General features: G+C 68.8%; 22 protein-coding genes and 1 tRNA gene. 5 read left to right on the plus strand and 18 right to left on the minus strand.

What is annotated here, in order from left to right; all coding sequences use genetic code 11:
- Positions 1-11: 11 nt before the first annotated feature.
- Positions 12-500, minus strand: coding sequence for a 50S ribosomal protein L10 (gene rplJ / locus ASF63_RS11815; RefSeq protein WP_053097428.1), 489 nt, complete (start codon positions 498-500; stop codon positions 12-14).
- A 234-nt stretch (positions 501-734) separates the two neighbouring features.
- Positions 735-2,528, minus strand: coding sequence for a glycoside hydrolase family 15 protein (locus ASF63_RS11820; RefSeq protein ID WP_056514016.1), 1,794 nt, complete (start codon positions 2,526-2,528; stop codon positions 735-737).
- Positions 2,529-2,579: 51 nt separating this feature from the next.
- Between ASF63_RS11820 and ASF63_RS11825 the strand changes: the two genes are divergently transcribed.
- Together ASF63_RS11825 and ASF63_RS11830 are read left to right on the plus strand one after the other, a co-directional pair.
- Entirely contained in the window at positions 2,580-3,944 is a 1,365-nt protein-coding gene (locus ASF63_RS11825) for a glucose-6-phosphate dehydrogenase (protein WP_056514018.1), read from the plus strand.
- A gap of 81 nt (positions 3,945-4,025) precedes the next feature.
- Positions 4,026-4,718: a YqaJ viral recombinase family protein gene (locus tag ASF63_RS11830; protein ID WP_056514019.1), complete on the plus strand. Its 693-nt coding sequence runs from the start codon at positions 4,026-4,028 to the stop codon at positions 4,716-4,718.
- A 21-nt stretch (positions 4,719-4,739) separates the two neighbouring features.
- Here the strand turns inward: ASF63_RS11830 and ASF63_RS11835 are convergent, their stop codons facing one another.
- From ASF63_RS11835 to ASF63_RS11860, 6 genes are all read right to left on the minus strand, one after another.
- Positions 4,740-5,249 (minus strand): hypothetical protein, encoded by a 510-nt coding sequence (locus ASF63_RS11835; RefSeq protein ID WP_157534318.1) that lies wholly within the window; start codon positions 5,247-5,249, stop codon positions 4,740-4,742.
- Entirely contained in the window at positions 5,246-5,902 is a 657-nt protein-coding gene (locus ASF63_RS11840) for a hypothetical protein (protein ID WP_157534319.1), read from the minus strand. The genes ASF63_RS11835 and ASF63_RS11840 overlap by 4 nt, the downstream gene beginning before the upstream one ends.
- Positions 5,902-6,531, minus strand: a complete 630-nt coding sequence (locus ASF63_RS11845; protein ID WP_056514024.1) for a signal peptidase I — start codon at positions 6,529-6,531, stop codon at positions 5,902-5,904. Before ASF63_RS11845 ends, ASF63_RS11840 begins: the two co-directional genes overlap by 1 nt.
- Positions 6,532-6,572: 41 nt before the next feature.
- Complete coding sequence (locus ASF63_RS11850) at positions 6,573-7,190, minus strand: SipW-dependent-type signal peptide-containing protein (RefSeq protein ID WP_056514026.1); 618 nt, start codon at positions 7,188-7,190, stop codon at positions 6,573-6,575.
- Between the two features lie 2 nt (positions 7,191-7,192).
- Positions 7,193-7,816, minus strand: a complete 624-nt coding sequence (locus ASF63_RS11855; RefSeq protein ID WP_056514028.1) for a SipW-dependent-type signal peptide-containing protein — start codon at positions 7,814-7,816, stop codon at positions 7,193-7,195.
- A 249-nt stretch (positions 7,817-8,065) separates the two neighbouring features.
- A complete protein-coding gene (locus ASF63_RS11860; RefSeq protein ID WP_200934022.1) occupies positions 8,066-8,941 on the minus strand; it encodes a LysR family transcriptional regulator ArgP in 876 nt (291 codons plus the stop codon).
- A gap of 70 nt (positions 8,942-9,011) precedes the next feature.
- Between ASF63_RS11860 and lysE the strand changes: the two genes are divergently transcribed.
- Positions 9,012-9,686, plus strand: coding sequence for an L-lysine exporter (lysE, locus tag ASF63_RS11865; RefSeq protein ID WP_056514034.1), 675 nt, complete (start codon positions 9,012-9,014; stop codon positions 9,684-9,686).
- A 19-nt stretch (positions 9,687-9,705) separates the two neighbouring features.
- Here lysE and ASF63_RS11870 read toward each other — a convergent pair whose 3' ends face one another.
- From ASF63_RS11870 to ASF63_RS11905, 8 genes are all read right to left on the minus strand, one after another.
- The gene (locus ASF63_RS11870; RefSeq protein WP_056514042.1) at positions 9,706-10,527 is read right to left on the minus strand and encodes an amino acid ABC transporter ATP-binding protein; all 822 of its coding nucleotides are present in this window, start codon (positions 10,525-10,527) and stop codon (positions 9,706-9,708) included.
- Positions 10,514-11,179 carry an amino acid ABC transporter permease gene (locus ASF63_RS11875; RefSeq protein ID WP_056312758.1) on the minus strand — a complete coding sequence of 222 codons (666 nt, stop codon included), beginning with the start codon at positions 11,177-11,179 and terminating at the stop codon, positions 10,514-10,516. The genes ASF63_RS11870 and ASF63_RS11875 overlap by 14 nt, the downstream gene beginning before the upstream one ends.
- Positions 11,180-11,182: 3 nt before the next feature.
- A complete protein-coding gene (locus ASF63_RS11880; protein ID WP_056514045.1) occupies positions 11,183-12,001 on the minus strand; it encodes an amino acid ABC transporter substrate-binding protein in 819 nt (272 codons plus the stop codon).
- 161 nt (positions 12,002-12,162) lie between these two features.
- The gene (rplA, locus tag ASF63_RS11885; protein ID WP_056514047.1) at positions 12,163-12,852 is read right to left on the minus strand and encodes a 50S ribosomal protein L1; all 690 of its coding nucleotides are present in this window, start codon (positions 12,850-12,852) and stop codon (positions 12,163-12,165) included.
- A gap of 11 nt (positions 12,853-12,863) precedes the next feature.
- Complete coding sequence (gene rplK, locus ASF63_RS11890; RefSeq protein ID WP_056312763.1) at positions 12,864-13,295, minus strand: 50S ribosomal protein L11; 432 nt, start codon at positions 13,293-13,295, stop codon at positions 12,864-12,866.
- A 190-nt stretch (positions 13,296-13,485) separates the two neighbouring features.
- Positions 13,486-14,547: a transcription termination/antitermination protein NusG gene (gene nusG, locus ASF63_RS11895; protein ID WP_056514050.1), complete on the minus strand. Its 1,062-nt coding sequence runs from the start codon at positions 14,545-14,547 to the stop codon at positions 13,486-13,488.
- A gap of 41 nt (positions 14,548-14,588) precedes the next feature.
- Entirely contained in the window at positions 14,589-14,861 is a 273-nt protein-coding gene (gene secE, locus ASF63_RS11900) for a preprotein translocase subunit SecE (protein ID WP_056514052.1), read from the minus strand.
- 39 nt (positions 14,862-14,900) lie between these two features.
- A tRNA-Trp gene (locus ASF63_RS11905) sits at positions 14,901-14,973 on the minus strand.
- A gap of 192 nt (positions 14,974-15,165) precedes the next feature.
- Here ASF63_RS11905 and ASF63_RS11910 point away from each other — a divergent pair.
- Together ASF63_RS11910 and ASF63_RS11915 are read left to right on the plus strand one after the other, a co-directional pair.
- Entirely contained in the window at positions 15,166-16,989 is a 1,824-nt protein-coding gene (locus ASF63_RS11910) for an HSP90 family protein (protein WP_056514055.1), read from the plus strand.
- 27 nt (positions 16,990-17,016) lie between these two features.
- A complete protein-coding gene (locus ASF63_RS11915; protein WP_056514058.1) occupies positions 17,017-19,815 on the plus strand; it encodes a hypothetical protein in 2,799 nt (932 codons plus the stop codon).
- Positions 19,816-20,001: 186 nt separating this feature from the next.
- Here the strand turns inward: ASF63_RS11915 and poxB are convergent, their stop codons facing one another.
- Positions 20,002-21,726, minus strand: a complete 1,725-nt coding sequence (gene poxB / locus ASF63_RS11920) for a ubiquinone-dependent pyruvate dehydrogenase (RefSeq protein ID WP_056514061.1) — start codon at positions 21,724-21,726, stop codon at positions 20,002-20,004.
- 243 nt (positions 21,727-21,969) lie between these two features.
- Positions 21,970-23,334 (minus strand): NAD-dependent succinate-semialdehyde dehydrogenase, encoded by a 1,365-nt coding sequence (locus ASF63_RS11925; protein ID WP_056514064.1) that lies wholly within the window; start codon positions 23,332-23,334, stop codon positions 21,970-21,972.
- Positions 23,335-23,354: the final 20 nt, after the last annotated feature.

Here is a 23,354-nt window from a genome sequence, read left to right on the forward strand (position 1 = left end):
CGTCAGGTCGCTTACGCGGCCTCGGCGGTCTCCAGCTTTTCGCGAAGAGCATCGATGGTGGCGGCAGCCTTGCCCATCGTGGCCTTCATCATGCCCGCAGCCTTCGCCAGCAGAACCTCACGGCTCTCGAGCGCGGCGTACTTGTTGACCTCGTCGGCAGAGAGGGCGTTGCCCTCGAAGATGCCCGACTTGATCACGAGAAGCGGGTTGGCCTTGGCGAAGTCACGAAGAGCCTTGGCAGTGGCGACGAAGTCACCGTGCACGAACGCGACGGCCGACGGACCCTTGAGGTCGTCGTCCAGCGCGGTGATGCCAGCCTTGTTGGCGGCGATCTTGGTCAGCGTGTTCTTCACCACGGCGTACTCAGCGTCCTGACGGATGCTGTTGCGCAGCTCCTTGAGCTGGGCAACCGTCAGACCGCGGTACTCGGTCAGCAGAACGGCAGTCGAGTTCTCGAATGACTTCGTGAGCTCGGCGACCGATGCATCCTTCTGCGCCATGGTCACTCCTTGGTGTGTACGAGGTGCCTCACGGCGGTGAGGCACCGGGTCCGACCCCTGGCAACAGAAAAGCTCCGGCGCAAGCGCACGGAGCTTTGGAAAGTTCGTGTCCTGCGCGGGCCCCTGCTGAGCAGAGCTTCAATCCTCCTGCGCTTGCGCGCATGACGATGACCAGCGGTCTTCGGTTGATCCCACTGTACCCCACCGCGTCCGGTCTGCCCAAATCAGGCGGGATCACCGCCTGTGCGCCGCGCGGCCCCCATGCCCCCCGAGCGCGTCGGCCGCGCGGATAAGACTCAGATGCGAGAGCGCCTGCGGGGTGTTGCCCGCCTGCCGCGTGTTCGCCACGTCGTATTCCTCCGACAGCAGACCGAGATCGTTCGCCATCTCGATCAACCGCGCCATCAGGTCCCGGGCCTCGTCGACACGGCCGCTCGTCGCGTACTGCTCGACCAGCCAGAAGCTGCAGGCGATGAAGGGGTGCTCTCCCCCGTCGAGTCCGTCGACACCCGACTCCGTGCGGTAGCGCCGGAGGAATCCGCCGGTGAACAGGGTGCGCTCGATCTGCTCCACCGTCTGCAGCATCCGGGGGTCGTCGGGGGCACAGTACCCGACCTGCGGCAGCACGAGCAGCGAGGCGTCGACCTCGGTCGAGCCGTAGTGCTGGACGAAGTACCCCTGATCGGCATCCACCCCTCGCTCGTCGATCTCGCGCCGCAGCCCGTCGCGGACCACCGACCACCGGTCCGCGTCTCCTGGGAGGCCGTGCTCCCGCACGGCGCGTACGCCGCGGTCGAGAGCTGCCCACATCATGACCCGGGAGTGGGTGAACCACTGCGGCTCGCCCCGGATCTCCCAGATGCCGTTGTCCGGCCGGTCGATCGAGGCGATCACCTGCTCGATGAGCGCCCGCTGCAGGGGCCACGAGAAGTCGCCCTCTTCGAGGCCGGCGATCCGTGCGGACTCCAGCGCGACCAGCACCTCGCCGATCACGTCTCCCTGATACTGGTCGACCGCGCCGTTGCCGATCCGCACCGGCGCCGCGCCTGCGTAACCGGGGAGGCTCGTGAGCTCGCGCTCGATGAGGTCTCGCTCCCCCGCGATCCCGTACATGATCTGCACCTCGTTCGGCTCACCGGCGACGGCTCGGAGCAGCCATCGACGCCAGTGGTGGGCCTCGGTGAGGAACCCGTGCGCGATGAGCGCCTCGAGCGTCAACGCGGCATCCCGCAGCCAGACGAAGCGGTAGTCCCAGTTGCGCGAGCCGCCGAACTCCTCGGGGAGCGAGGTCGTGGCGGCGGCCACGATTCCGCCGGTGTCCTTGTTCGTGAGAGCCCGCAGCACGAGCAGCGACCGCACGACCTCGCCGCGGTACTCGCCGTCGTGCTGGATCCCGCTCGCCCACCCCTGCCACCAGGATCGCGTGGCGGCGATCGCGTCGTCGACGTCGAGCGCGGCCGGTGCATGCTCGTGCGAGGGGAACCAGCTGAGGGTCAGATCACGGACCTCGTCTGCCGCGACGGTGAACCCCGCCCTGTGGCGGTGGTCCTCCGCGACGAGCCGCACTCCCCGCACGATCACCGCCTCGGGTCCGGCCGTCGCGCGCAGCGCAGGTTCCTCTCTCGTACCCACCTGCCGCACCCAGGGGAGCCTGCGGGAGTAGTCGAAGTGCAGCCGCAGCTCGGTGACGAACTCGACCTGACCCGAGATTCCGACGATCCGGCGCACGACATCGCTGCGCGCGGGCTGCAGCGGCATGAACTCATGCACCTCCGCCACGCCATCGGCGGTCTCCCATCGGGTGACGAGGATGAACGTGTCCGACACGTAGTGGCGCTGCGAGGTCGCGGTGGTATCGAGCGGCCGCAGGCTCCAGCATCCGTTGCTCGCTTCTCCGAGCAGCGCTCCGAAGAGCGACGGCGCATCGAAGCGAGGAAGGCAGAGCCAGTCGATGCTGCCCTCCTTCGAGACGAGCGCGCCGGTGCGGCAGTCGCTGAGCAGGGCGTAGTCCTCGATGGGAGCGGGCATCGACCGATTCTGACACGACTGCCCGCAGGGTGGACGGGTTACGGTGGGACCATGGCCGATGCGACGACGCTCGTGATCCTCGGAGCCGGTGGCGATCTCACCTCCCGGCTCCTCCTTCCCGCGCTGGGACAGCTGCTGACTCGGGAGCCCTCCCGTGCGGTGCGCATCGTCGGCGCCGACCGCGAGGAATGGACCGACGCTGATCTCGAGTCCGTGGTCCGCTCGTCGTTCGCATCGATGGATGCGGAGAAGGCCGCGTCGCACGTCGACGTGACGTACGTGCGCACCGACATCACCCGGCCGGACGATCTGCGCGCACTGCTGAAGGACTGCACGGGGCAGGTCGCGATCTACTTCGCCGTGCCGCCGTCGGTGGCCGCGGCATCCATCGAGGCGCTCACCCCCGAGATGCTGCCGGACGGAGCGATGCTCGTCATGGAGAAGCCGTTCGGCACCGATGAGGAGAGCGCGCGAGCATTGAACCGGACGCTCACGGCACTCGTCCCGGAAAGCCAGGTGTTCCGGGTCGACCACTTCCTCGGCCGCTCGACCACCCTCAATCTTCTCGGCGCGCGCTTCGCCAACCGCATCCTCGAGCCCCTGTGGTCGGCGGAGAGCATCGAGTCGGTCGACATCGTCTACGACGAATCGCTCGCGCTGGAGGGACGTGCCGGATACTACGACGCAGCCGGCGCACTGGTCGACATGATCCAGAGCCACCTGCTCCAGGTGCTCGCCGTGCTGGCGATGGAGGAGCCGGCGACACTCGACGAGGTCGACTTCCGCGCGGCCACAGGTGCCGTGCTCCGCGCGACCTCGGTATGGGGTGACGACCCGGCCGGGTCGTCGCGCCGAGCGCGCTACACGGCCGGCACGGTCGACGGCATCGAGAAGCCGTCCTACATCGACGAACCGGGGGTCGACCCCGCGCGCCGGACCGAGACCCTCGCCGAAGCGACGTTCGAGGTGCGCAACAGCCGTTGGGCCGGGATTCCGTTCCGGCTCCGCTCCGGCAAGGCTCTCGGGACACCGGCCAGGGAGATCGTCGTGCGGTTCCGCTCGGTCCGCCACGTTCCGCGCGGACTCACTGGCTCATCGGCCGGCGCCGTGCTGCGCTTCTCCCTGGGGCCCGACCGGATGTCGCTCGAACTGAACCTCAACGCGTCGGAGGATCCGTTCGAGCTGGAACGGGCGGCCCTGTCGGCAGAGCTCGGCGAGGGGGCGCTCAAGGCCTATGCCGAGGTGCTGTCCGGCGTCCTCGACGGCGACCCGATGCTGTCCGTGCGCGGCGATGCCGCGGAGCAGTCGTGGCGGATCGTGGCGCCGATCCTCGACGCGTGGGGGCGCGACGACGTTCCTCTCGAGGACTACGTCGCAGGCTCGCTCGGCCCCGAGGGCTGGCCGGCACTCGACTGAGAGCGAGCCGCACGCACGAGGGATGCCGGCGAGCGGCGTGTACGGGGAACGAGAGTCCCCGACCGGGGTTACGCTCGATGGGTGACCCCCGAACTCCACGCTCGCATCGTCGCGGACTCCCGCGACCGCGTCGCCTGGATGCGGGCCCGCTCACGCGGGATCACCGCGACGGATGTGGCAGGACTCACCAGCGAGCGGTCGATCATCCGAGCGGCCGACTCGAAGCTCGGTGGCGGACCCCGCTTCGGCGGCAACGCGTACACAGACCACGGCCGCCGGCGCGAGCCCGAGATCGCCGCGTGGGTCGCGGCGACGCACGGCATCCTTCCCTCATCCGCACTGTTCCGCGCCGAGGTCGAGCACCGCCACCTCGCGACTCCCGACGGCATCGCCGTCGATGCGGACGGACGTGTCGAGCTCGCCGAGATCAAGACCACGAACAAGGCGTTCCGCGGCATCCCCCGCACCTACCTCCGCCAGGTGTGGTGGCAGCAGCACGTGCTGGGCGCCGAGCGCACACTGTTCGTCTGGGAGGAGCACGTCGACTTCGCCCCCATCCACGACGAGCCGCGCTGTGTCTGGATCGATCGGGACGACCGTGAGATCGCCAAGCTCGTGGGCCTCGCGACCGACCTCATCGACGAGCTGTATCGCCGCACCACCGGCCTGCAGGTGCCGGCGCGGATCGCGGAGGCCACGGCCGCCGCAGCGGCCAGCCGCCGGGAGCACCTCCGTGAGCGCGATGCCTTCCGCGCGCTCGCTCTCGCCGACTGAGCACTCCCACCCTGCCTGCACTCAGGTGCACGAGGCGTTGAGCCCGAGCAGCGCGATGGAGAGCTGGCGGGATGCTCCGGCCGACACCCACGTCGTGCCCACCAGAAGGTTCGTGGCCGTCAACGTCGTCGTGCTGCCGAGCAGGTTCGAGATGAGGCTCGTGAGCAGGGCCTGGGTGAGCACTGCCGTATGCGTGTAGAGGCCGCCGGCGGGCCCTGACGTCGAGATGTTGGCGGCGGGCACCGTCGCTGTCGTCGCACCCTGCGTGAGTGTGAGTCGGACGCCGGTCGCGGGATAGGGCGAGGTCCAGTCGATCCTGACGCTCTGGAAGATTCCGAGGCCGTTGTTCGTGACCGCGCAGGCGATGACTGTGGGCGCGGGAACACGGAATGCCGTGATCGTCGCACGGCCGTATTCGGAGTCGGTGAACGCGGCATCCGTGACCTGGGCGACCGGCGCGATCCCGACGCCGACGAGGAGCGCCACCCCGGCGACGCCGGCGAGCATGCGGTGTCGCCGCCGCACGCTCATGACTCGTCCTCGCGAGCGAACCCCGCGCGAGCGTGCAGCCGCCGGCGGTGCATGGCGATCGATGCGACCCCCGCCCCGACCAGGATGACGCCCCCGGCGACGAAGCAGGGTGCGGTCGGCGGCATGCCGGTGGTCGCGAGTCCGCCGCCGTCGGGCCCGATCACCGCGGACTCTCCCGCGCCTCGCGCGTGCACCCGCACCTGCGTGCTGCCGAGCTCCTCCCCGGCGAGCGCGATGACGAACCTCAGGTGGGTGACCTCGGTGTCTGCGGTCTCGAGGAGCTGCACCTCGATGCCGTCACGCGGTATGGCCCAGCCGGTCTTCAGCGACACCGCTCCCCCCGCGCATCCGGTCGCCTCCCACGGTTCCGCGCATTCGAGAGCGTCGACGACGAGGGCCGCGTCGCCGCTCGCACTGATGCCCACTGTCACCGTTCCCGGATCGGGAGCCTCGGCGCTGACAGTGACATCCCACTGCACGGGCTGGCCCGGCAGCAGGCTCGACGCGGCATCCCAGTCGGCGACGGAGACGAGACGGAGCACGTCTCCCTGAACGACCTGGGTCGAGGGGGCGGCCCAGGCGGGAGTCGCCGCGACGACGAGGCCGACGGCGAGGACCGCGACGACCACCGGTCTTCCGCTCCCCCACATCATCAGCCCGGCTCCTCTGGGGCGCTTCGGCGCCGTGCAGTCGACGAGCGGGGCCAGAATGCCCACACGACGAGCGTCGTCGCCGCGATCGTGAGCCCACCGAGCACGTAGGGGTTGCCCATCGCGACGATCGCCGACGCGATACCCGGCACCGAGAACAGCACGACCCGCACCGTCTGCACCGTGTACGGGTACGGATCGTCGCCGGCGTTGGCGTCTCCGCGCATCGTGATCACCCGCTCGGCGTCGCTCGCCCCCGGCGAGATGGAGGTGACGCGGTGGGTGACCGGAAGGTCGCCCACCCTGTCGACCGTGACCACGTCTCCGACCTCGATCTCGGATGCCGCGACCTCCTGCACCACCGCGACGGATCCGGCCGTGATCGTCGGGGACATGGATCCGGTGCGGAACATGATGAGAGTGATGTTCACTGTGAGGGCGAGCACGACCAGAACCATGCAGACGACGCCGGCGATCGCCGCGACCCACAGCAGGATGTCGGCGAGCACCCGACCGACGCCGCGCCGTGCCCCTCGCGTCGAGCCTGACGGCACCTGACCGGAGGGCAGACCCGCAGGCTCGTCGACGGACGCCGCCTGCTCGCGCAGGCTCCGCCTCGTCGGTGTGCTCATCGACGTCCCTTCCGCTTCTCTCGTGCTGCCGCTCGCCGCCGTCATGACGACGTGCCTGCCACCTGCCAGGTCTGGATCGCGGTCAGACCCTGCGCACCGTTGTCGGTCGCCGCGGGGAGCGTGACAGCGATGCAGTAATTGACGGTCGTGCCTCCGTTCGCCGCGACGGCCTGGGTGCCGGTCCCCCCTGTCGCCATCGTCGAGTTGTCGGGCACGACGGCGGTTCCCGCCGAGTAGGTGGTGCCGTTGCACGTCGTCCCGGCGATCGAGCGGACGCCGTAGCGGAGGTAGGTCCCGAGTCCGGTACCCGCCGTGGACGTCACGCTCAGCTGCAGCGTTCCCGCGACCGACGGGTTCGCCGTGCGCACACTGAACAGTGCGTACACCGTGTTGCCGGGCGCCATGGCGCTGAAGGGCGCGCTGAAGGACAGGGCCGCCGGGGTGCCGACGGGATGGCTCGAGAACGTCGCTCCATCCGTCGCCCCGACGATGTCGAACCGTCCGGCGGTGAAGGTCGCGTTGCCGTACTCCGAGTCGTTCCATGCGGCGAGCGTCATCGTCGCGCCGACGCCGAACACCAGCCCGCCCGCGAGCAGAGCGCGTATCCGACGGGAGCGCAGTCGCTTCCCCTCCCGCATGCCTCTGCGGGTGTCGGCCATGATCAGTCCGCGGTCGAGGTGGCGGTGAACTCCCACGTCGCGGTCGCGGCAGCGCCCTGGGTGAGCCCTGCGCCGGCGGTCACCGCGAAGCACAGCTGCACGGGTGTTCCTGCCGTTCCGGCCGGAGCGCCCTCGGCGAGCGGCACCGAGGTGGCACCGGTCTGCTCGCTGAGCGTCGCGCCACTCGCGACGACGGTTCCGGTCGCTGCGGCACCGCACGTGTCGCCGGCGGCGATCGCCGTGACCGCGTACGACAGGTTCGCCTCATTGCCGCCCGTGCCCGCGGTGATCCCCGCGGGGAGCAGCGTGGCGGAGTTGGTGGTCGTGGCGTCGAGGCGCACCCAGAACGGCGCGTACACGACGTCGCCGGGCGACATCGACGAGGCGACGGCCGGCAGCTGGAACACGAGCGATGCCGCGGTGTCGCCGTTGTCGACGTTGTGGTCGTCGTATCCGGTGGTCGCGCTGGTCGTGGAGCCTTCGAGGTTGAACGATCCGGCGGTGAAGGTGCCGGTCGCGAACTCCGAGTCGTTCCACGCCGCGAGGGTCACCCCGATCCCGACGCCGAGCACGAGCCCTCCAGCGAGCACTGCGAGAACCTTGCGTTGCGTGTCCTTCGTTGACATTGCACATTCCCCCTCAGGAATTCCGACGCGCGGATGCCTGGGAATGGCCGCCCCTCAGTGGCCTGCATCCACGTGTTCAGTTCGTTCGGGTCAGTTTTGTCCACGACTGCTCGCAAATCAAGGGCATACGGATCACGATTGAACACTTCCTGCGTTATCGGAGCAGTAAACGTCCAGGTGTCTTGAGAACCTGTCGAGCGGATGAGGTACGTCGATACCCTCGACGCCGACCTCTCTCCCAGGTCGCCGTCACCTCGCGAGAACGCGCCGCGCTTCGCTCGCGACCTCGGCGGCGATCGTGTCGAGCAGCGTCGAGCGCAGGTTCCACTGCTGCCAGTAGAGCCGCACTCGCAGCGGGGGCCCACCGAGCGGCACCAGCCCGTCTTCGCGCTGCAGGAGTGGCACCATGCCCCACCCCAGCCCGAGACGCACCGCCAGCGCATAGTCGGCGGATGCCGGCACGTAGTGCCTGGGCACCCCCTGATGCGGCACCCCCATGGACGCGAGCCACTCATGCTGCAGAGCATCACGGCGGTCGAAGTCGACGAACGGCGCCGCCGCGAGGGCCTCGGGGTTCACGCCCCCGCTGAACCAGCGCTCGACGAAGCGCCGCTCGGCCATCGCGTGGTACTCCAGCACCCCGAGCGGTGCGACCGAGCATCCTGCCACCGGCTCGGCCTCGCTCGTGACCGCCGCCATCACCGTGCCCGATTCGAGAAGCCGCGCGGTGAAGTTCTGGTCATCCCGGTGCAGATCGAAGTCGAGGTCGTACGCTGCCGAGAGACGCGCGAGCGGCGACAGGAACCAGGTCGCCATCGAGTCGGCATTGACCGCGAGCGGGATGCGCGTGCGCGAAGCGCCCCCGCCCTCGAGCCCCAACCCGGCGAGTGCGTCGTGCTCGAGCAGGGCGATCTGTCGCGCGAGCCGCACGACGGCCTCCCCCGCTTCTGTCAGCTGCACCGGCTTCGTGCGCACGACGAGCACGCGCCCCAGTTGCTCCTCGAGCGCCTTGAGCCGCTGGCTGACCGCGGACGGAGTCACGCGCAGTGCTCGAGACGCCGCGTCGAGGGTTCCCTCGTCCGCGACGGCGGCCACGGTGGCGGCGAGCTCGGGGTCGATCTTCACATTAGCCATGCTAATGGTCCGGTAGTTATCCTCGCTGGTGCTGATGCTCAGCCATGTCTAGCGTGAAACCATGCTCTCCCTCTTCGCCGGCCTCGGACTCGGCCTCTCCCTGATCGTCGCCATCGGCGCTCAGAACGTCTTCGTGCTGCGCCAGGGCATCCGCCGCGAGCACGTCCTTCCGGTGGTGATCATCTGCGCCGTCTCCGATGCACTGCTGATCGCCGCAGGCGTCGCCGGGCTGGGCTTCGTCATCTCCGCCGCCCCCTGGCTCGTGGTCGTGGCCCGATGGGCGGGCGCCCTGTTCCTGCTCGCGTACGGCATCATCGCCGCTCGCCGTGCGTGGCGCGGTGGCGAGGAGCTGCGAGTGGACACCGACCCCACGGAGCACATCGCCTCCGCTCGGGATGCCGGCCACACTGCCACCGCAACCCGCACCGCCACCCGCACCTCCCTCGTGCCTGTGATCGCGACGGTGCTCGCGCTCACGTGGCTGAACCCGCACGTCTACCTCGACACCGTGCTGATGCTCGGTTCCATCGCCGCCACCCACGGCGAGCAGCGGTGGCTGTTCGCCGCCGGAGCGATGGCCGCCAGCATCCTGTGGTTCACGGCTCTCGGCTTCGGCGCCCGCTACGTCGGCCGCTGGCTGCGCACCGAGCGGTCATGGCGCATCCTCGACGCGCTGATCGCCGTCGTGATGATCACGCTCGCCGTGAGCCTCGTGCTGCCTGTGCTCGGCGGCTGAGTGCGTTCCTGGCGGGGAGTCAGTCCCCGTCGAGCGGACGCAGGATGCGAGTGAGGAATCTCTGAGTGCGCTCGTGCTGCGGAGCCCCGAAGATCTCGGAGGGCGGGCCCTCTTCGACGACGACGCCCGCGTCCATGAAGAACACGCGGTCAGCCGCCTCGCGCGCGAAGCTCAGCTCATGGGTCACGACCACCATGCTCCAGCCCTCATCGGCGAGCTCCTTGATCACGAGCAGAACCTCGCCGACGAGCTCGGGGTCGAGCGCGCTGGTCGGTTCGTCGAACAGCAGCAGGTCGGGGCGCAGTGCGAGCGCGCGGACGATGCCCACCCGCTGCTGTTGACCGCCGGAGAGCTCGTGCGGACGCGCATTCTCCTTGTCGGCGAGTCCGACCCTTGCGAGAAGCACACGCGCCTCGGCGATCACCTCGACCTTGGGTCGCCCCTGCACGCGCCACGGACCCTCGATCACGTTCTCGAGCACCGAGAGATGCGGGAAGAGATTGTGGTGCTGGAAGACCATCGCCGAACGGTCCCGCAGCGCCAGACGCTTCTGCTTGCGCACGCGCTGCTTCACCGGCGCTTCCGGTGCGAAGTCGATGTCGGGGCCCCCGGCCACGACGATCGTGCCGGAGTCCGGCGTCTCGAGACCGTTGAGCGCCCTCAGTACCGTCGTCTTGCCCGATCCGCTCGGACCGATCAGCACCACGACCTCGCCGCGGTGCAGCGTCAGGTCGATGCCGCGGAGCACCTCGTTGTCGCCGAAGCGCTTGTGCAGACCGCGCGCGGTCAGAAGCGCGTCGGTCGTGGGCTGAACCGAAGGCGTGGGGTCAATGGGCGACATTACGGTCGAGCCTCCTCTCGAGCGCGCTCTGCCCGAACGAGAGCACGAGGCAGAGCACCCAGTAGACCAGTGCTGCGGCGAGATAGAGCACCATGAACTCCAGGGTCGCCGACGCGATCTGCTGCGCCACCTTGAACAGCTCGGTCACCAGGATCAGCGACGCGAGCGACGTGTCCTTCACGAGCGAGATGAACGTGTTCGACAGCGGCGGCACCGACACCCTGGCGGCCTGCGGCAGGATGATGCGCGTCAGCGTGCGCGTGCGGTTCATGCCGACCGTGTAGGCGGCCTCCCACTGGCCCTTCGGCACCGAGATGATCGCGGCGCGCACGACCTCGGCCCCGTAGCCGCCCACGTTGAGCGACAGCGCGATGATCGCGCTCGGCCAGGGGTCGATCTTGAGTCCGATCGACCCGAGGCCGTAGAAGATCACGAACAGCTGCACGATCATCGGCGTCCCGCGGATCACCGAGATGTAGAACCGGGCGATGCCCGAGACGATCGGGTTCACCGAGATGCGCATCAGCGCAGCGCCGACGGCGATCACCAGACCCACGGCGAACGAGATCAGCGCGAGCGGAACCGTCACCGTCACCCCTGCCAGGGCGATGGGCCCGAGCGAGTCGAGGAACAGCTGCCAGGGGTTCTCCATGGATTACTGGGTGACGTCTTCGCCGAAGTACTTGTCGCTGATCTCCGCCAGGGTCCCGTCGGCGCGGAGCTCTTCGAGGGCCCCGTCGATCGCCTCGACGAGAGACGTCTTGTCCTTCGTGAACACGAACGCCTGCTCACCGGCATCGTCGGTCTCGGCGGCGATCTTCAGCCCGGAGGGGCTGTTGGTGGTCTCGTAGTCGAGGAAGGTCAGCTTGTCGTTGACGGTCGCGTCGACGCGACCCTGGCGCACGAGCTCGACCGCCTGGGCCCAGCCCTCGACGCCCTCGACGGTGGCACCCGATTCGGTGGCCAGCTCGTACCAGTTGCTCGTGAGCGACTGCGCGGTGGTCTTGCCTTCGAGGTCGTCGAACGACGAGATCGAGTCGTCGTCCTCGGGGACGACGATCACGCCGGGCGAGACGGTGTACGCAGTGCTGAACAGGTACTTCTCCTCGCGCTCGTCGTTGATGCTGACCTGGTTCGCGATCACGTCGAAGCGGCCTGCGTCGAGGCCGGCGAAGATCGCATCCCACTGAGTCTCCTGGAACTCGACCTCGAGATCCAGCTTCTCGGCCACGGCCTGGATGATCTCGACGTCGAAACCGGTGAGGTCGCCCGTGCCGCCGTCGGCGTGGAAGCTGAACGGACGGTAGGTGCCCTCAGTGGCGACCGTGAGAACGCCGTCTTTGACGAGGCCGAAGCCGTCGCCCGCGCCCTCTTCGGTCGAGCTGCTCTCGGCGGGCGAGGTGCTGCCACTGCAGGCGGTGAGTGCTGCGGCGGCGACGACCAGTGCGGTGACGGCGATGAGGCGACGGGACATGTGACCCTCCTGGGGTGCGGTGTGAGGCGCGATTGCTGTGGCGCGGAACTCACCCACAGTACGTGGCATCCGCCTCTCATCCCAACATCCGATGACGCTCGATGTCGTCCGGGGATGCAGAAAGGCCCCCGCGTGCTGCGGGGGCCTTTCAGGAATCACACTCAGATGGAGTTGACGTCCAGCGGGATGCCGGGGCCGAACGTGGTCGACACGGCGCCCTTCTGGATGTAACGGCCCTTCGAGCTCGACGGCTTGAGGCGGACGATCTCCTCGAGCGCTGCGCCGATGTTCTCGTCGAGCTGCTCAGCGGAGAACGAGGACTTGCCGACGACGAAGTGCACGTTGGCGTGCTTGTCGACGCGGAACTCGATCTTTCCGCCCTTGATCTCCTCGACGGCCTTGGCCGTGTTGGGGGTCACGGTGCCGGTCTTCGGGTTCGGCATGAGTCCACGCGGACCCAGGACCTTTCCGAGACGACCGACCTGACCCATGAGCTCCGGGGTCGAGACGGCCGCGTCGAACGCGGTCCAGCCTGCGGCGACCTTCTCGATGAGCTCGGCGCCGCCGACCTCATCTGCACCTGCGGCGATCGCTGCCTCGGCCGCGGGGCCGGTGGCGAAGACGATGACGCGGGCGGTCTTACCGGTGCCGTGGGGCAGGATGACGGTGCCGCGCACCATCTGGTCTGCCTTGCGGGGGTCGACCGAGAGCTTCAGCGCGACCTCGACGGTCGAGTCGAACTTCGACGAGCCGGTCTCCTTGGCGAGGGCGACTGCCTCGGTGGGAGTGTAGAAACGGTCTGCCTCGATCTTCTCGGCGGCAGCCTTGTAAGCCTTGGACTTCGTAGCCATGATTATTCTCCTCAGCCCTCGACCGTGATGCCCATGGAACGGGCGGTGCCGGCGATGATCTTCGAGGCAGCCTCGATGTCGTTCGCGTTCAGGTCGGCCTGCTTGGTCTCAGCGATCTGACGGACCTGGTCCTTGGTGATCTTTGCGACCTTGACCGTGTGAGGCGTCGCCGAGCCCTTGGGCACGCCGGCTGCCTTCTTGATGAGCTCCGCGGCCGGCGGGGTCTTCAGGATGAACGTGAAGCTGCGGTCCTCGTAGACAGTGATCTCGACGGGGATGACGTTGCCGCGCTGCGACTCGGTCGCGGCGTTGTACGCCTTGCAGAACTCCATGATGTTGACGCCATGCTGACCGAGCGCGGGGCCGATCGGCGGCGCCGGGTTGGCTGCACCGGCGTTGATCTGAAGCTTGATCAGGCCGGTCACCTTCTTCTTCGGTGCCATATCCTCTTCCTTTCATCGAACGGATGCGGGTGCATCCGCTCTCCCGCGAACCCGGCATCTCCGGGCTGCGGTCGTCTGCGCACACGCCGAAGCGGCACACAAACCAGACAAGTCTACCTGATCCGACGGCATGCCTGATACGCGAGAACGGCCGCCCCGCATGGGACGGCCGTTCTCGAGAAAGCGGGTGTCAGACCATCTTGGTGACCTGGTCGAACGACAGCTCGACCGGGGTCTCGCGCTCGAAGAGGGAGACGAGCACCGTGAGCTTGCCGCTCTCGGGCTTGATCTCGCTGATCGAACCGGGAAGACCCGCGAACGAGCCCTCCTTGATCGTGATGGTCTCGCCGACCTCGAAGTCGACCTCGGCCGGCAGCGGACGCGCGACGGCGAGGCCGCCCTTCGACGCGATGTTCTTCGCGGTCGGGGCATCCTTGACCTCGACGAGGGACTTCAGCATGTTGAAGGCCTCTTCGAAACGCAGGGGGGTCGGGTTGTGGGCGTTGCCCACGAAGCCGGTGACACCCGGGGTGTGGCGCACGACAGACCAGGTGTCTTCTGTGAGCTCCATGCGCACGAGCACGTAGCCCGGGATGCGCACGCGGGTGACCATCTTGCGCTGGCCGTTCTTGATCTCGACGACGTCTTCCATCGGGACCTCGATCTGGTAGATCTCGTCCTCGACCTCGAGCGTCGACTTGCGCTGCTCGATGTTCGCCTTGACCTTGCGCTCGAAACCGGCGTACGAGTGGATGACGTACCACTTGCCCGGGAGCATCCGCAGGTCGAGGCGGAACGCCTCGTACGGGTCGTCCTCGGCGTCCTCGTCCTCATCGGACTCGGCGTCGGCGTCGCCCTGCTCGTCGTCGGCCTGCTCGTCGTCGGCGCCGAGGTCGGGGCCGTCGTAGGGGGTGACCTCGTCGGCCTCAGCGGCCTCGAGTTCGGCGGTCTCTTCCGCCACAGAGTCGTTGAGGACCTCAGCGGCAGCCTCAGACTCAGCCGCTTCGTCCAGATTGAGAGCGTCGTTCACGATCGCGTCAGCCTCCGGGTCGTCGATTTCGATGTCGGTGTCGTCCTGCGTGTCGGACTCGTCGTCGCCGTCGACATCCTCGATGTGGAGCGCGACGTGCTCGGCCGGGGTGACCGAGTTCTCCTCCGCAGCGAGGACGTTGCCCTCCTGGGCTTCGTCCTCTTCGCTGGACTGCTCGGCAGCCGTCGCCCAGTCGGCGTCGTCGGAATATCGTTCAGACACGTTGTTTCTTTCCAATCACTGCGGCCGGAGCCGCGAGGGCGTCAGGCGCCCGGGACTCCGAACACCACGTGCGTCACCCAGGCGAACAGGGTGTCAAGTCCGTAGACGATGCCCATGACGATCAGAACGAAGACGAGCACCACCGCGGTGAACTTGACCAGTTCCTTGCGGGTCGGCGTGACGACCTTGCGCAGCTCTGCGATGACCTGACGGAAGAACAGGGCGATGCTCCCGAAGAAGCCTGCGATGCCACGCTTCTTCTCGCGGGTGGCTCCTGACGCGACGACCTCGCCGCGCGGTTCGTCCTGATCCATCCTGAATGTACCTTTCGTGTGTCAGCGTGTGCTGACGCGCAGGGCGGACAGGAATCGAACCTGCAACCTGCGGTTTTGGAGACCGCTGCTCTGCCAATTGAGCTACCGCCCTAGAGACCGGGAGGTCTCGGGGTGTCATCTTCATCTTGCCACCGCAACCGGACCGGAAGGACCGGGGCACGGCGAAAGAATGCAGACAACAACTGCTCGTCAAGCATACGGCATCCTCCGGCCGGTGCCGAACCGGGCCCGGCCGGGGTGTTGTTGTTAGGCTCGGCGGGCGGATGCAACCGGAGGGAGCGCAGTGAGCGCTGACGTGCAGCAGTTCCAGGTGGACCTGCGCGGGGTCGTCGACCTTCTGAGTCGCCACATCTATTCGAGCCCTCGGGTGTATCTGCGGGAGCTTCTGCAGAACGCCAGGGACGCGATCACGGCCCGACGCGAGGTGGACGGCGAGGGCGGACGCATCCGCATCACGCCGCTGACGGAGGCCTCCGGCGAGTTCGTCCTGCGCGACGACGGCGTGGGCCTGACCGCCGGCGAGGTGGCCGACCTGCTCGCGACGGTCGGACGCAGCTCGAAGCGCGACATCTTCGACCTTCCCCGCAGCGACTACCTCGGCCAGTTCGGCATCGGCCTGCTCAGCTGCTTCATGGTCGCCGACACGATCGTGATCCGCTCGCGCAGCGCGCGGGGCGGCCAGGCCGTCGAGTGGACGGGCAGCGCCGACGGCACGTTCCGCGTGGTCGAGATCGACGACGACCTGCCGATCGGCACGAGCGTGCACCTCGTGCCCCGCTTCGACGCCGATGATCTGCTTCGCCCCGCGGCCGTTCGCGAGCTGGCGTCGACCTTCGCCGAGTTCCTCCCCGTTCGCGTCACGATCGACTCCCCGAACGGCGACGTCGACGTGACCCGCCGCGCACCGTTCCTCGACGCCGCCGACGACGTCGACGGCGCCGTGCAGTACGGGCGCGACCTCCTCGGCGCCTCACCGCTCGATGCGATCGAACTCACCGAGCCCGCCACCGGCACCCGCGGACTCGCCTATGTGCTCCCCTACGCTCCCCCGCCCGGCGCACGGCAGGCGACGCGCATGTACCTCGGCAGGATGCTGCTCGGCGAGCGCGTCGACGACGTGCTGCCGGAGTGGGCGTTCTTCGTGCGAGCGGTCGTCGATTCGACCGGCCTCGCGCCGACCGCGAGTCGTGAGTCCCTGGTCGACGACGCGGCGCTGGAGCGCGTGCGCGAGCAGTTCGGCGCCGGCATCCGTCGCTGGGTGCTCGAGCTCGGCCTGCGCGAGCCGCACCGGCTCGCCCAGTTCGTCGCGATCCACGAGGTGGGGCTGAAGTCGCTGGTGCGACACGATGAGGAGCTCGCGCGGTTCATCACCCGCTGGCTGACTCTCGAGACCACCCACGGCACGATGCGCATCGGCGATCTCGTCGAGCGGTACCCGCATGTGCGCTTCGCCCCGTCGGTCGACGAGTTCCGTCAGGTCGCCGGCATCTCCCCCAGCTCCGAAGTGCTGGTCAACGGCGGTTACCTCTACGACGCCGACCTCGTGCGGATGCTGCCCGATCTCTACCCGCACATCACCGTCGAACTCGTCGACGTGACCGGCGAGCTCGACCGTCTGGACCCTCCTCCGCTCGACGACCGCGACGCCGCCGTGGCGCTCGAGGCCCGCGCCGGAGGCGTGCTGACGGCATCCGGATGCTCGGTCACGGTGCGCTCGATCGACCAGCCGGAGCTCGCCGCCCTCTACGTGGCCGACCCCGAGGTGCTCCGCCGGATCGACCGCGGCCGCACCAAGGGCATCACCGGCTCGCTGTGGGGCGGGGTGCTCGACCGCATCGACTCGACGCTCTCGGCATCACGCGACGACGATCTGAGCGCCCGTCTGTGTCTGAACTGGTCCAACCGGGTCGTGCGCGCCCTGGTGCGGGTGCAGGACGACGCGGTGTTCGCCCGCACAGTGCAGCTGCTCTACATCCAGGCGCTCCTGGCCGGGCACCATCCGCTCTCGGACGCTGACCGCGCCCTCATGTCCACGGCGCTCGCCGACCTCGTCTCGCTCTCGGCCGGCGTCGAAGAGGACTCTGTCCCCTTCGACGACGCGCTCTGATCCGCACTCCGTCCGAAAGAACCCCGCATGGCACGTCCGCAGAAGCGCTTCACACAGCTCATCGAGGAGATCGACCGCACCCCGTGGGGCCCCGCCGAGCAGACGCTCGTGGCAGAGGCCGTCGCCCTCGCCGTCGAACTCGGCGACGAGCGCCTCGAGTACGAGGCCCGCATGCGCCAGACCGCATCGGCGAACATGAACGGCGCGACCGACGTGATGCTGAACTCGTTCGCGTGGTGCCTCGCCCGGCATGACGCCGACCCGCAGCGCTTCCCGGCCGATCTGGAGTACGGCGGCGCCGACCTGATGTGGCAGTTCAAGTGGATGGCATCGTCGCTGCGGTCGTCGCCCGCATTCTCGGTCGAGCAGATCGCCGCGGTGCTCGATGACATGGAGGCGCACTACCGCACCGCGGGGCTCGGTCTCAGCGGAGTGCTCACCGCACGGTTCGAGGATGCCTGGGATGCCGGCCGCATCGACGAGGCCGAGGCGCTGCGCGTGCAGCTGGAGGCGACACCACGAGACGACCACAGCCACTGCGACGCGTGCGGCCGCAGTCAGGTCGCCGGTTTCTTCGCCGAGACCGATCGCGATGCGGAGGCGATCCGGCTCATCGAGGAGATGCTCGAGGGCGGGTTCTCGTGCGGCGAGGAGCCCGAGCATGCCCTCTCACGTGTGCTCGTGCCGTACCTGCGCGCCGGACGCCTCGACGAGGCGAAGAGCGCGCACCTGCGCAGCTATCGCCTCGCGAAGGACAACCCCGACAACCTGCGGATCGTCGCGAACAACATCGTGTTCTCGGCACTGACCGGCAATGAGGCCCGAGCTCTCGCGCAGATCGAGCGTCACATCTCGTGGCTCGCGCACGACGGTCTCAACGTCGACGCACATTTCGCCGCCCTCGCCGCATTCGCGTTCGCGCTCGACCGCGTTGCGGCGACCGGCCACGGCGACACCCCGGTGCGAGGAGCCGATGCTCCCGCGCTCACCGTCTTCTTCGGCGAGCACGACGGCATCTGGGGCGCCGCCGATCTCGCTGCCGCCGCCTGGGCGTCCGCCGAGCGCATCGGCGCCGACTTCGACCGCCGCGACGGCACCGAGGGGCACGCACGCGCACTCGCCCGCACTCGCGCCCTGGCCACCGAGCACTACGACGTTCCCATCCGGTCGGACGCGTTCACCGCTGCCCCCGACGCCTCGACGCCCATCGATGCCGATGCCTGGTTCGACCGTGTGATGGACCTCGCCCAGTTCGGGGCAGAGCACGAGACGCTGCAGGCGCTCCCCCACGCCCTCTCCGTCGAGGATCCGTCGAAGCTCGCCCAGCTCATGTCGATGCGCCTCGGCATCCTGATCGCGCTCGATCGCGCCGACGAAGCCGCCGAGCTGCTTCCGACGCGGATCGACGCGCTGCGAGCCGCAGGGTTCGACGTGCAGGCCGACCTCGAGCAGCGGCTCGGCCTCGCGACCTTCGGGCTGAACACTCCCGACGCGGCAGCCGCCCTCGAAGACGAGCTCGCGACCGCCGCAGCCCTTCCCGCGTGGTCCCGCGGCGACCTGGCGATCAGCCGTGCCTCGCTGCACATGCACGCCGAAGAGCCCGGCGCCGCCCTCGACATGGCCGAGATCGCCGCCCGCGCCTTCGCCGAGGCCGACGACGCCCGCCTGTCCAACACCACGACGCTGATCGCGATCGCGGCCGTGCTGCAGAAGAACGACATCGAGGCGGCATCCGCGCTGTTGGATCGGTTCCTCGCCCAGGACGACCTCAGCATCGGTCACCGCGCGCAGGCCCTGCAGACGCGCGCCAGAGTGCGCGGCGGCAGCGAGGCGTTCGTGGAGGGTGCGGTGGACGCCGACGAGGCGTCACGCCTGCTGGCCGGGCTCGGAGCCACCAAAGCCCTGGCCGCGGCACATCTGCTCGCCGGAGCGCTCTGGGAGGACGCGGGCGACCCCGAGAAGGCCGTCACCCGCTACCGCGTCACCTCCCGTCTCGTCGCCCAGGAGGGCGGCGATCAGACGGGGGCCGATTTCCGTCTCGCGCGCGCCATGCTCGCTGCGGGCGACGCCGAGGTCGCCGCTGAGCTGTTCGGCCAGGTGCTCGAGAGCGAGGAGCAGGCCGAGGTGCACCCCGCATCGCGCGCGATGACGGCATCCCTCCTCGCCCGCGCGCTGGGCGCATCCGGCGAGTTCGGGCAGGCCGTCGGCGCCTTCGGGTACGCCGCACAGCTCTTCGGCGAGGCGGAGGAGCACGCAGATCACGCAGTGGCGCTGACCGAGCGCGCGAAGATCCTCGCCCGTTTCGAGGAGAACGACGAGGCGATCGAGTCGCTCGAGACGGCAGCCGAGATCGTCCGCAAGGCCCCGGATGCGGTCGGCGCCCTCGCCGACGTCCTGCACAACCTGGGTCAGGCCTACGGCGCACGGCAGGACGACCGTGCGTTCGCCCTCTTCGACGAGGTCGCAGCGCTCGCCCAGGAGCACGAGGCCGGCTGGCTGCTCGCCGACGTCACCGACTCGCGCGGCCGCGCGCTCGCGCAGTTCGGCCACACGGACGAGGCCGTGGCCGCGGCGCTGACCGCTGCCGACGGATTCGCCGCGGTCGGTGATGCAGGTTCCGCCGGCGGCTCAGAGCTGTTCGCCGCCCGCCTGCTCGCCGGCGACGACCGCGCGGCCGACGCCGTGCCGATCTACCGCAACGCACTGGAGCACGCGACCGAGCATCCGCCGCTCCGTCAGGTGTCGGCACTCGAGCTGGGCGACGTGCTCGAGTCCCTCGGTCGCCAGGTCGAAGCAGCCGAGGTGCGAGCGCTGCTCGAGAGCTGAACGGCTCGCTGACGCCGCCCCCCGGTCGTTGAGCGAGGACGACGAAGTCGACCACCTCCCGGTCGTTGAGCGAGGACGACGAAGTCGACCGAGACGAAACGCCCTCCCCCGCATCGTGGCCCGTTTCGTCTCGCTGCTCCGCTGCTCGCTCAACGACCGGAGACGACGCCGCCTCCTGGTCGCGGCTCAGAGGAACTGACGCCAGTTCGCCCGCGCGAGGTCGAGCAGCTCGTCTCCCTTGCCCGACATCACGGTGCGGATCGCGTACAGCGCGAAGCCCTTGACCTGCGCGGCCTCGATCGCGGGCGGCATCGACAGCTCCTGCCGCTCCGTGACGACATCGAGCAGCGCAGGGCCGTCGTGCGCGAGCACCTCTCGCACGGCATCCGGCAGGTCCTCGCTGTTCTCGACGCGGCGCGCGAAGATGCCCATGGCCTCGGCGATCGCCGCGAAGCTCGGATTGTCGAGGGACGTGCCGTAGTTGACGAAGCCGGCGGCCTTCATCTCGAGTTCGACGAAGTTCAGCGACGAGTTGTTCACGACGATCGTCTTCACCGGAAGCCTGTTCTGCGTGAGGGTCAGCAGCTCCCCCAGCATCATCGCGAGCCCGCCATCACCGGCGAGTGCGACGACCTGCCGATCAGGATGCGAGACCTGCGCGCCGATGCCGTGCAGCAGCGCGTTGGCCATCGACCCGTGCGTGAACGAGCCGATCAGCCGTCGGTTCTCGGTCATCGACAGGTACCGAGCCGCCCATACGGTCGGCGAGCCGACGTCTGCGGTGAAGATCGCGTCATCCGCCGCCTGTTCGTCGAGGAGTCGGGCGAGGTACTGCGGATGGATCGGACGACCGGCCTTCGTCGGGGTCGCGAGGTCGTCGAGCTTCGCCCTGGTCTTGCGATAGTGCGCGGTCGAGTCGTCGAGGTGACCGCGATCGCTCTTCTCGGCCAGACGCGGCAGCAGTGCGGCGGCGGTCGCTCCGACGTCTCCGACGAGACCGAGGTCGAGCGGATGCCGCTTGCCCAGCTGCGAGCCGCGGATGTCGACCTGGATGGTCGTGGCGTGCTCGGGGTAGAACTGCTCGTACGGGAAGTCGCTGCCCAGCACCAACAGGGTGTCGGCCGCTTCCATGGCCCGATAACCCGAGGCGAAGCCGAGAAGCCCGGTCATGCCGACGTCGAACGGGTTGTCGTACTCGATGAACTCCTTGCCGCGCAGCGCGTGCACGATCGGCGCGCCGAGTCGGTCGGCGAGCGCGATGACCTCATCGTGGGCGCCCTCGACGCCGGCACCCGCGAGGATCGTGGTCTTCTTCGAGGCGTTCAGCAGAGTGGCTGCGCGCTCGAGCTCATCACCGCTCGGCACCACCACGGGATGCGCTCGCTCGATCACGACGGCGCGGTCGTCGGCGATCTCGGACAGCGCGACGTCGCCCGGAATCACGAGCACCGCGACTCCTCGCTGCTCGATCGCCGCACGCATCGCGATCTCGAGAAGGCGCGGCATCTGCTGGGGGTCGGCGACGTACTCGACGTAGACGCTGCACTCGCGGAACAGCTCCTGCGGGTGGGTCTCCTGGAAGTATCCGGTGCCGATCTCCGTGGTCGGGATGTGGGCCGCGATCGCCAGAACCGGCACCCGCGAGCGGTTGGCGTCGTAGAGGCCGTTGATCAGGTGCAGGTTGCCGGGGCCGCACGAACCGGCGACGACTGCGAGGTCGCCCGTGAGCGCCGCATCCGCCGCCGCCGCGAACGCCGCGGACTCCTCGTGTCGCACGTGCACCCATCGGATGCCGCCGTCCTTGCGGAGCGCATCGGTGAAACCGTTGAGGGAGTCACCCGGGAGGCCGTAGACACGGTCGATCCCATTCGCGCGGAGAGTCTTGACGATGTTCGCTGCGACGGTTGCCATGCTTCCAACCTACGCCCGGGCACGTCGGCGGGCTCCGGCATCCGTCGAACCTCGGCTCGTCATCCGTTGCTCACGTCCGGCTGCAGGATTCAGGCACGTCTGCAGGGCCCGGAAACGATCTCCGGTCCTGCGGACGTGCCACGGTCCTGCAGACGGCACCCGGGGGCGGGCGCGAGAAGAGGGCGGCAGGCACGAGGAAGGGGCGGATGCCGAAGCATCCGCCCCTCCTGCCCTGCGAGTAGCTCAGCCGATGCGGATGAGCTTCTTGTTGACGAACTCGTCGGCGGCGAGGTGGCCGAGCTCGCGCGAAGTGCCGCTGCGCTTGATGCCGCCGAACGGCAACTCGGGGCTGTCGGCCAGCACGAGGTTTACGTAGACCATGCCCGCCTCGATGTTGTCGGCGACGCGCTCGGCCTGCTCGGCGTCGGTCGTGAAGACGTACGAGCCGAGGCCGAACGTGGTGTCGTTCGCGAGGGCGACCGCGGCGTCCTCATCGGCGACCCGGTAGACGACGGCCGCGGGACCGAAGAGCTCCTCGCGGTAGACGTTCATCTCGGGAGTCACGTCGGCCAGCACGGTCGGCGCGAAGAACGCCCCGTCACGGGTGCCTCCGGTCAGCAGCGTCGCCCCCTGCTCGACGGCCTGGTCGATCTGCTTCTGCAGGTTCTCGGCCGCCGTCTCGGACGAGACCGGGCCGAGCACGGTGTCATCGAGCGTCGGGTCGGTCGCCGTCACCGATGCCATCGCCGCCGTGAACTTCTCGACGAACGCGTCGTACAGACCGTCGACGATGATGAAGCGCTTCGCTCCGTTGCAGGCCTGGCCGTTGTTGTCGAGACGTGCGTCGACGCCCGCCTGCACGGTGGCGTCGAGGTCGTCGGTGGAGAGCACGATGAACGGGTCGGATCCACCGAGCTCCAGTGCGACCTTCTTGAGGTTGCGTCCGGCGATCTCGGCCACTGCGGCGCCCGCGCGCTCCGATCCCGTGAGCGAGACGCCCTGCACACGGGGGTCGGCGATCATGTCGGCGATCTGGTCGTTCGTCGCGAGCACGTTCTGGTACGCGCCCTTCGGGAATCCGGCATCGTGGTAGATCGCCTCGATCGCGGTCGACGACTCGGGGCACTGCGGTGCGGGCTTGAGCAGGATCGTGTTGCCCACGATCAGGTTCGGAGCCGCGAAACGCACGATCTGGTACGCCGGGAAGTTCCACGGCATGATGCCGACGAGCGGTCCGAGCGATGAGCGGCGGACGATCGCCGTGCCGTCTCCGAGGATCGCGATCGGCTGGTCGGCCATGATCGCCTCGGCCTGGTCGGCGTAGTACTCGGCGATGTCGGCGGCGAAGTCGACCTCGCCGAGCGCGGCCTCGCGGGGCTTGCCCATCTCGCGCACGAAGACGTCGGCGAGCGCCTCGCGGCGTTCGCGGTGCAGCTCGGCCGCACGGCGCAGCAGCGCTGCACGCTCCGCCACGGTCGAAGACCGCGACCACTCGCGGTGCGCCTCATCGGCAGCTGCGACGGCCGCCTCGATCTGCGCGTCGGTGAAGGTGTCGAAGGACGCCAGCGTCTCTCCGGTGGCGGGGTTGATGACGGCGTAATCGGTCATTTTCTCTCCTCCTCTGGGCC

The organism is Microbacterium sp. Leaf320, assembly GCF_001423485.1.
Lineage (GTDB): Bacteria > Actinomycetota > Actinomycetes > Actinomycetales > Microbacteriaceae > Microbacterium.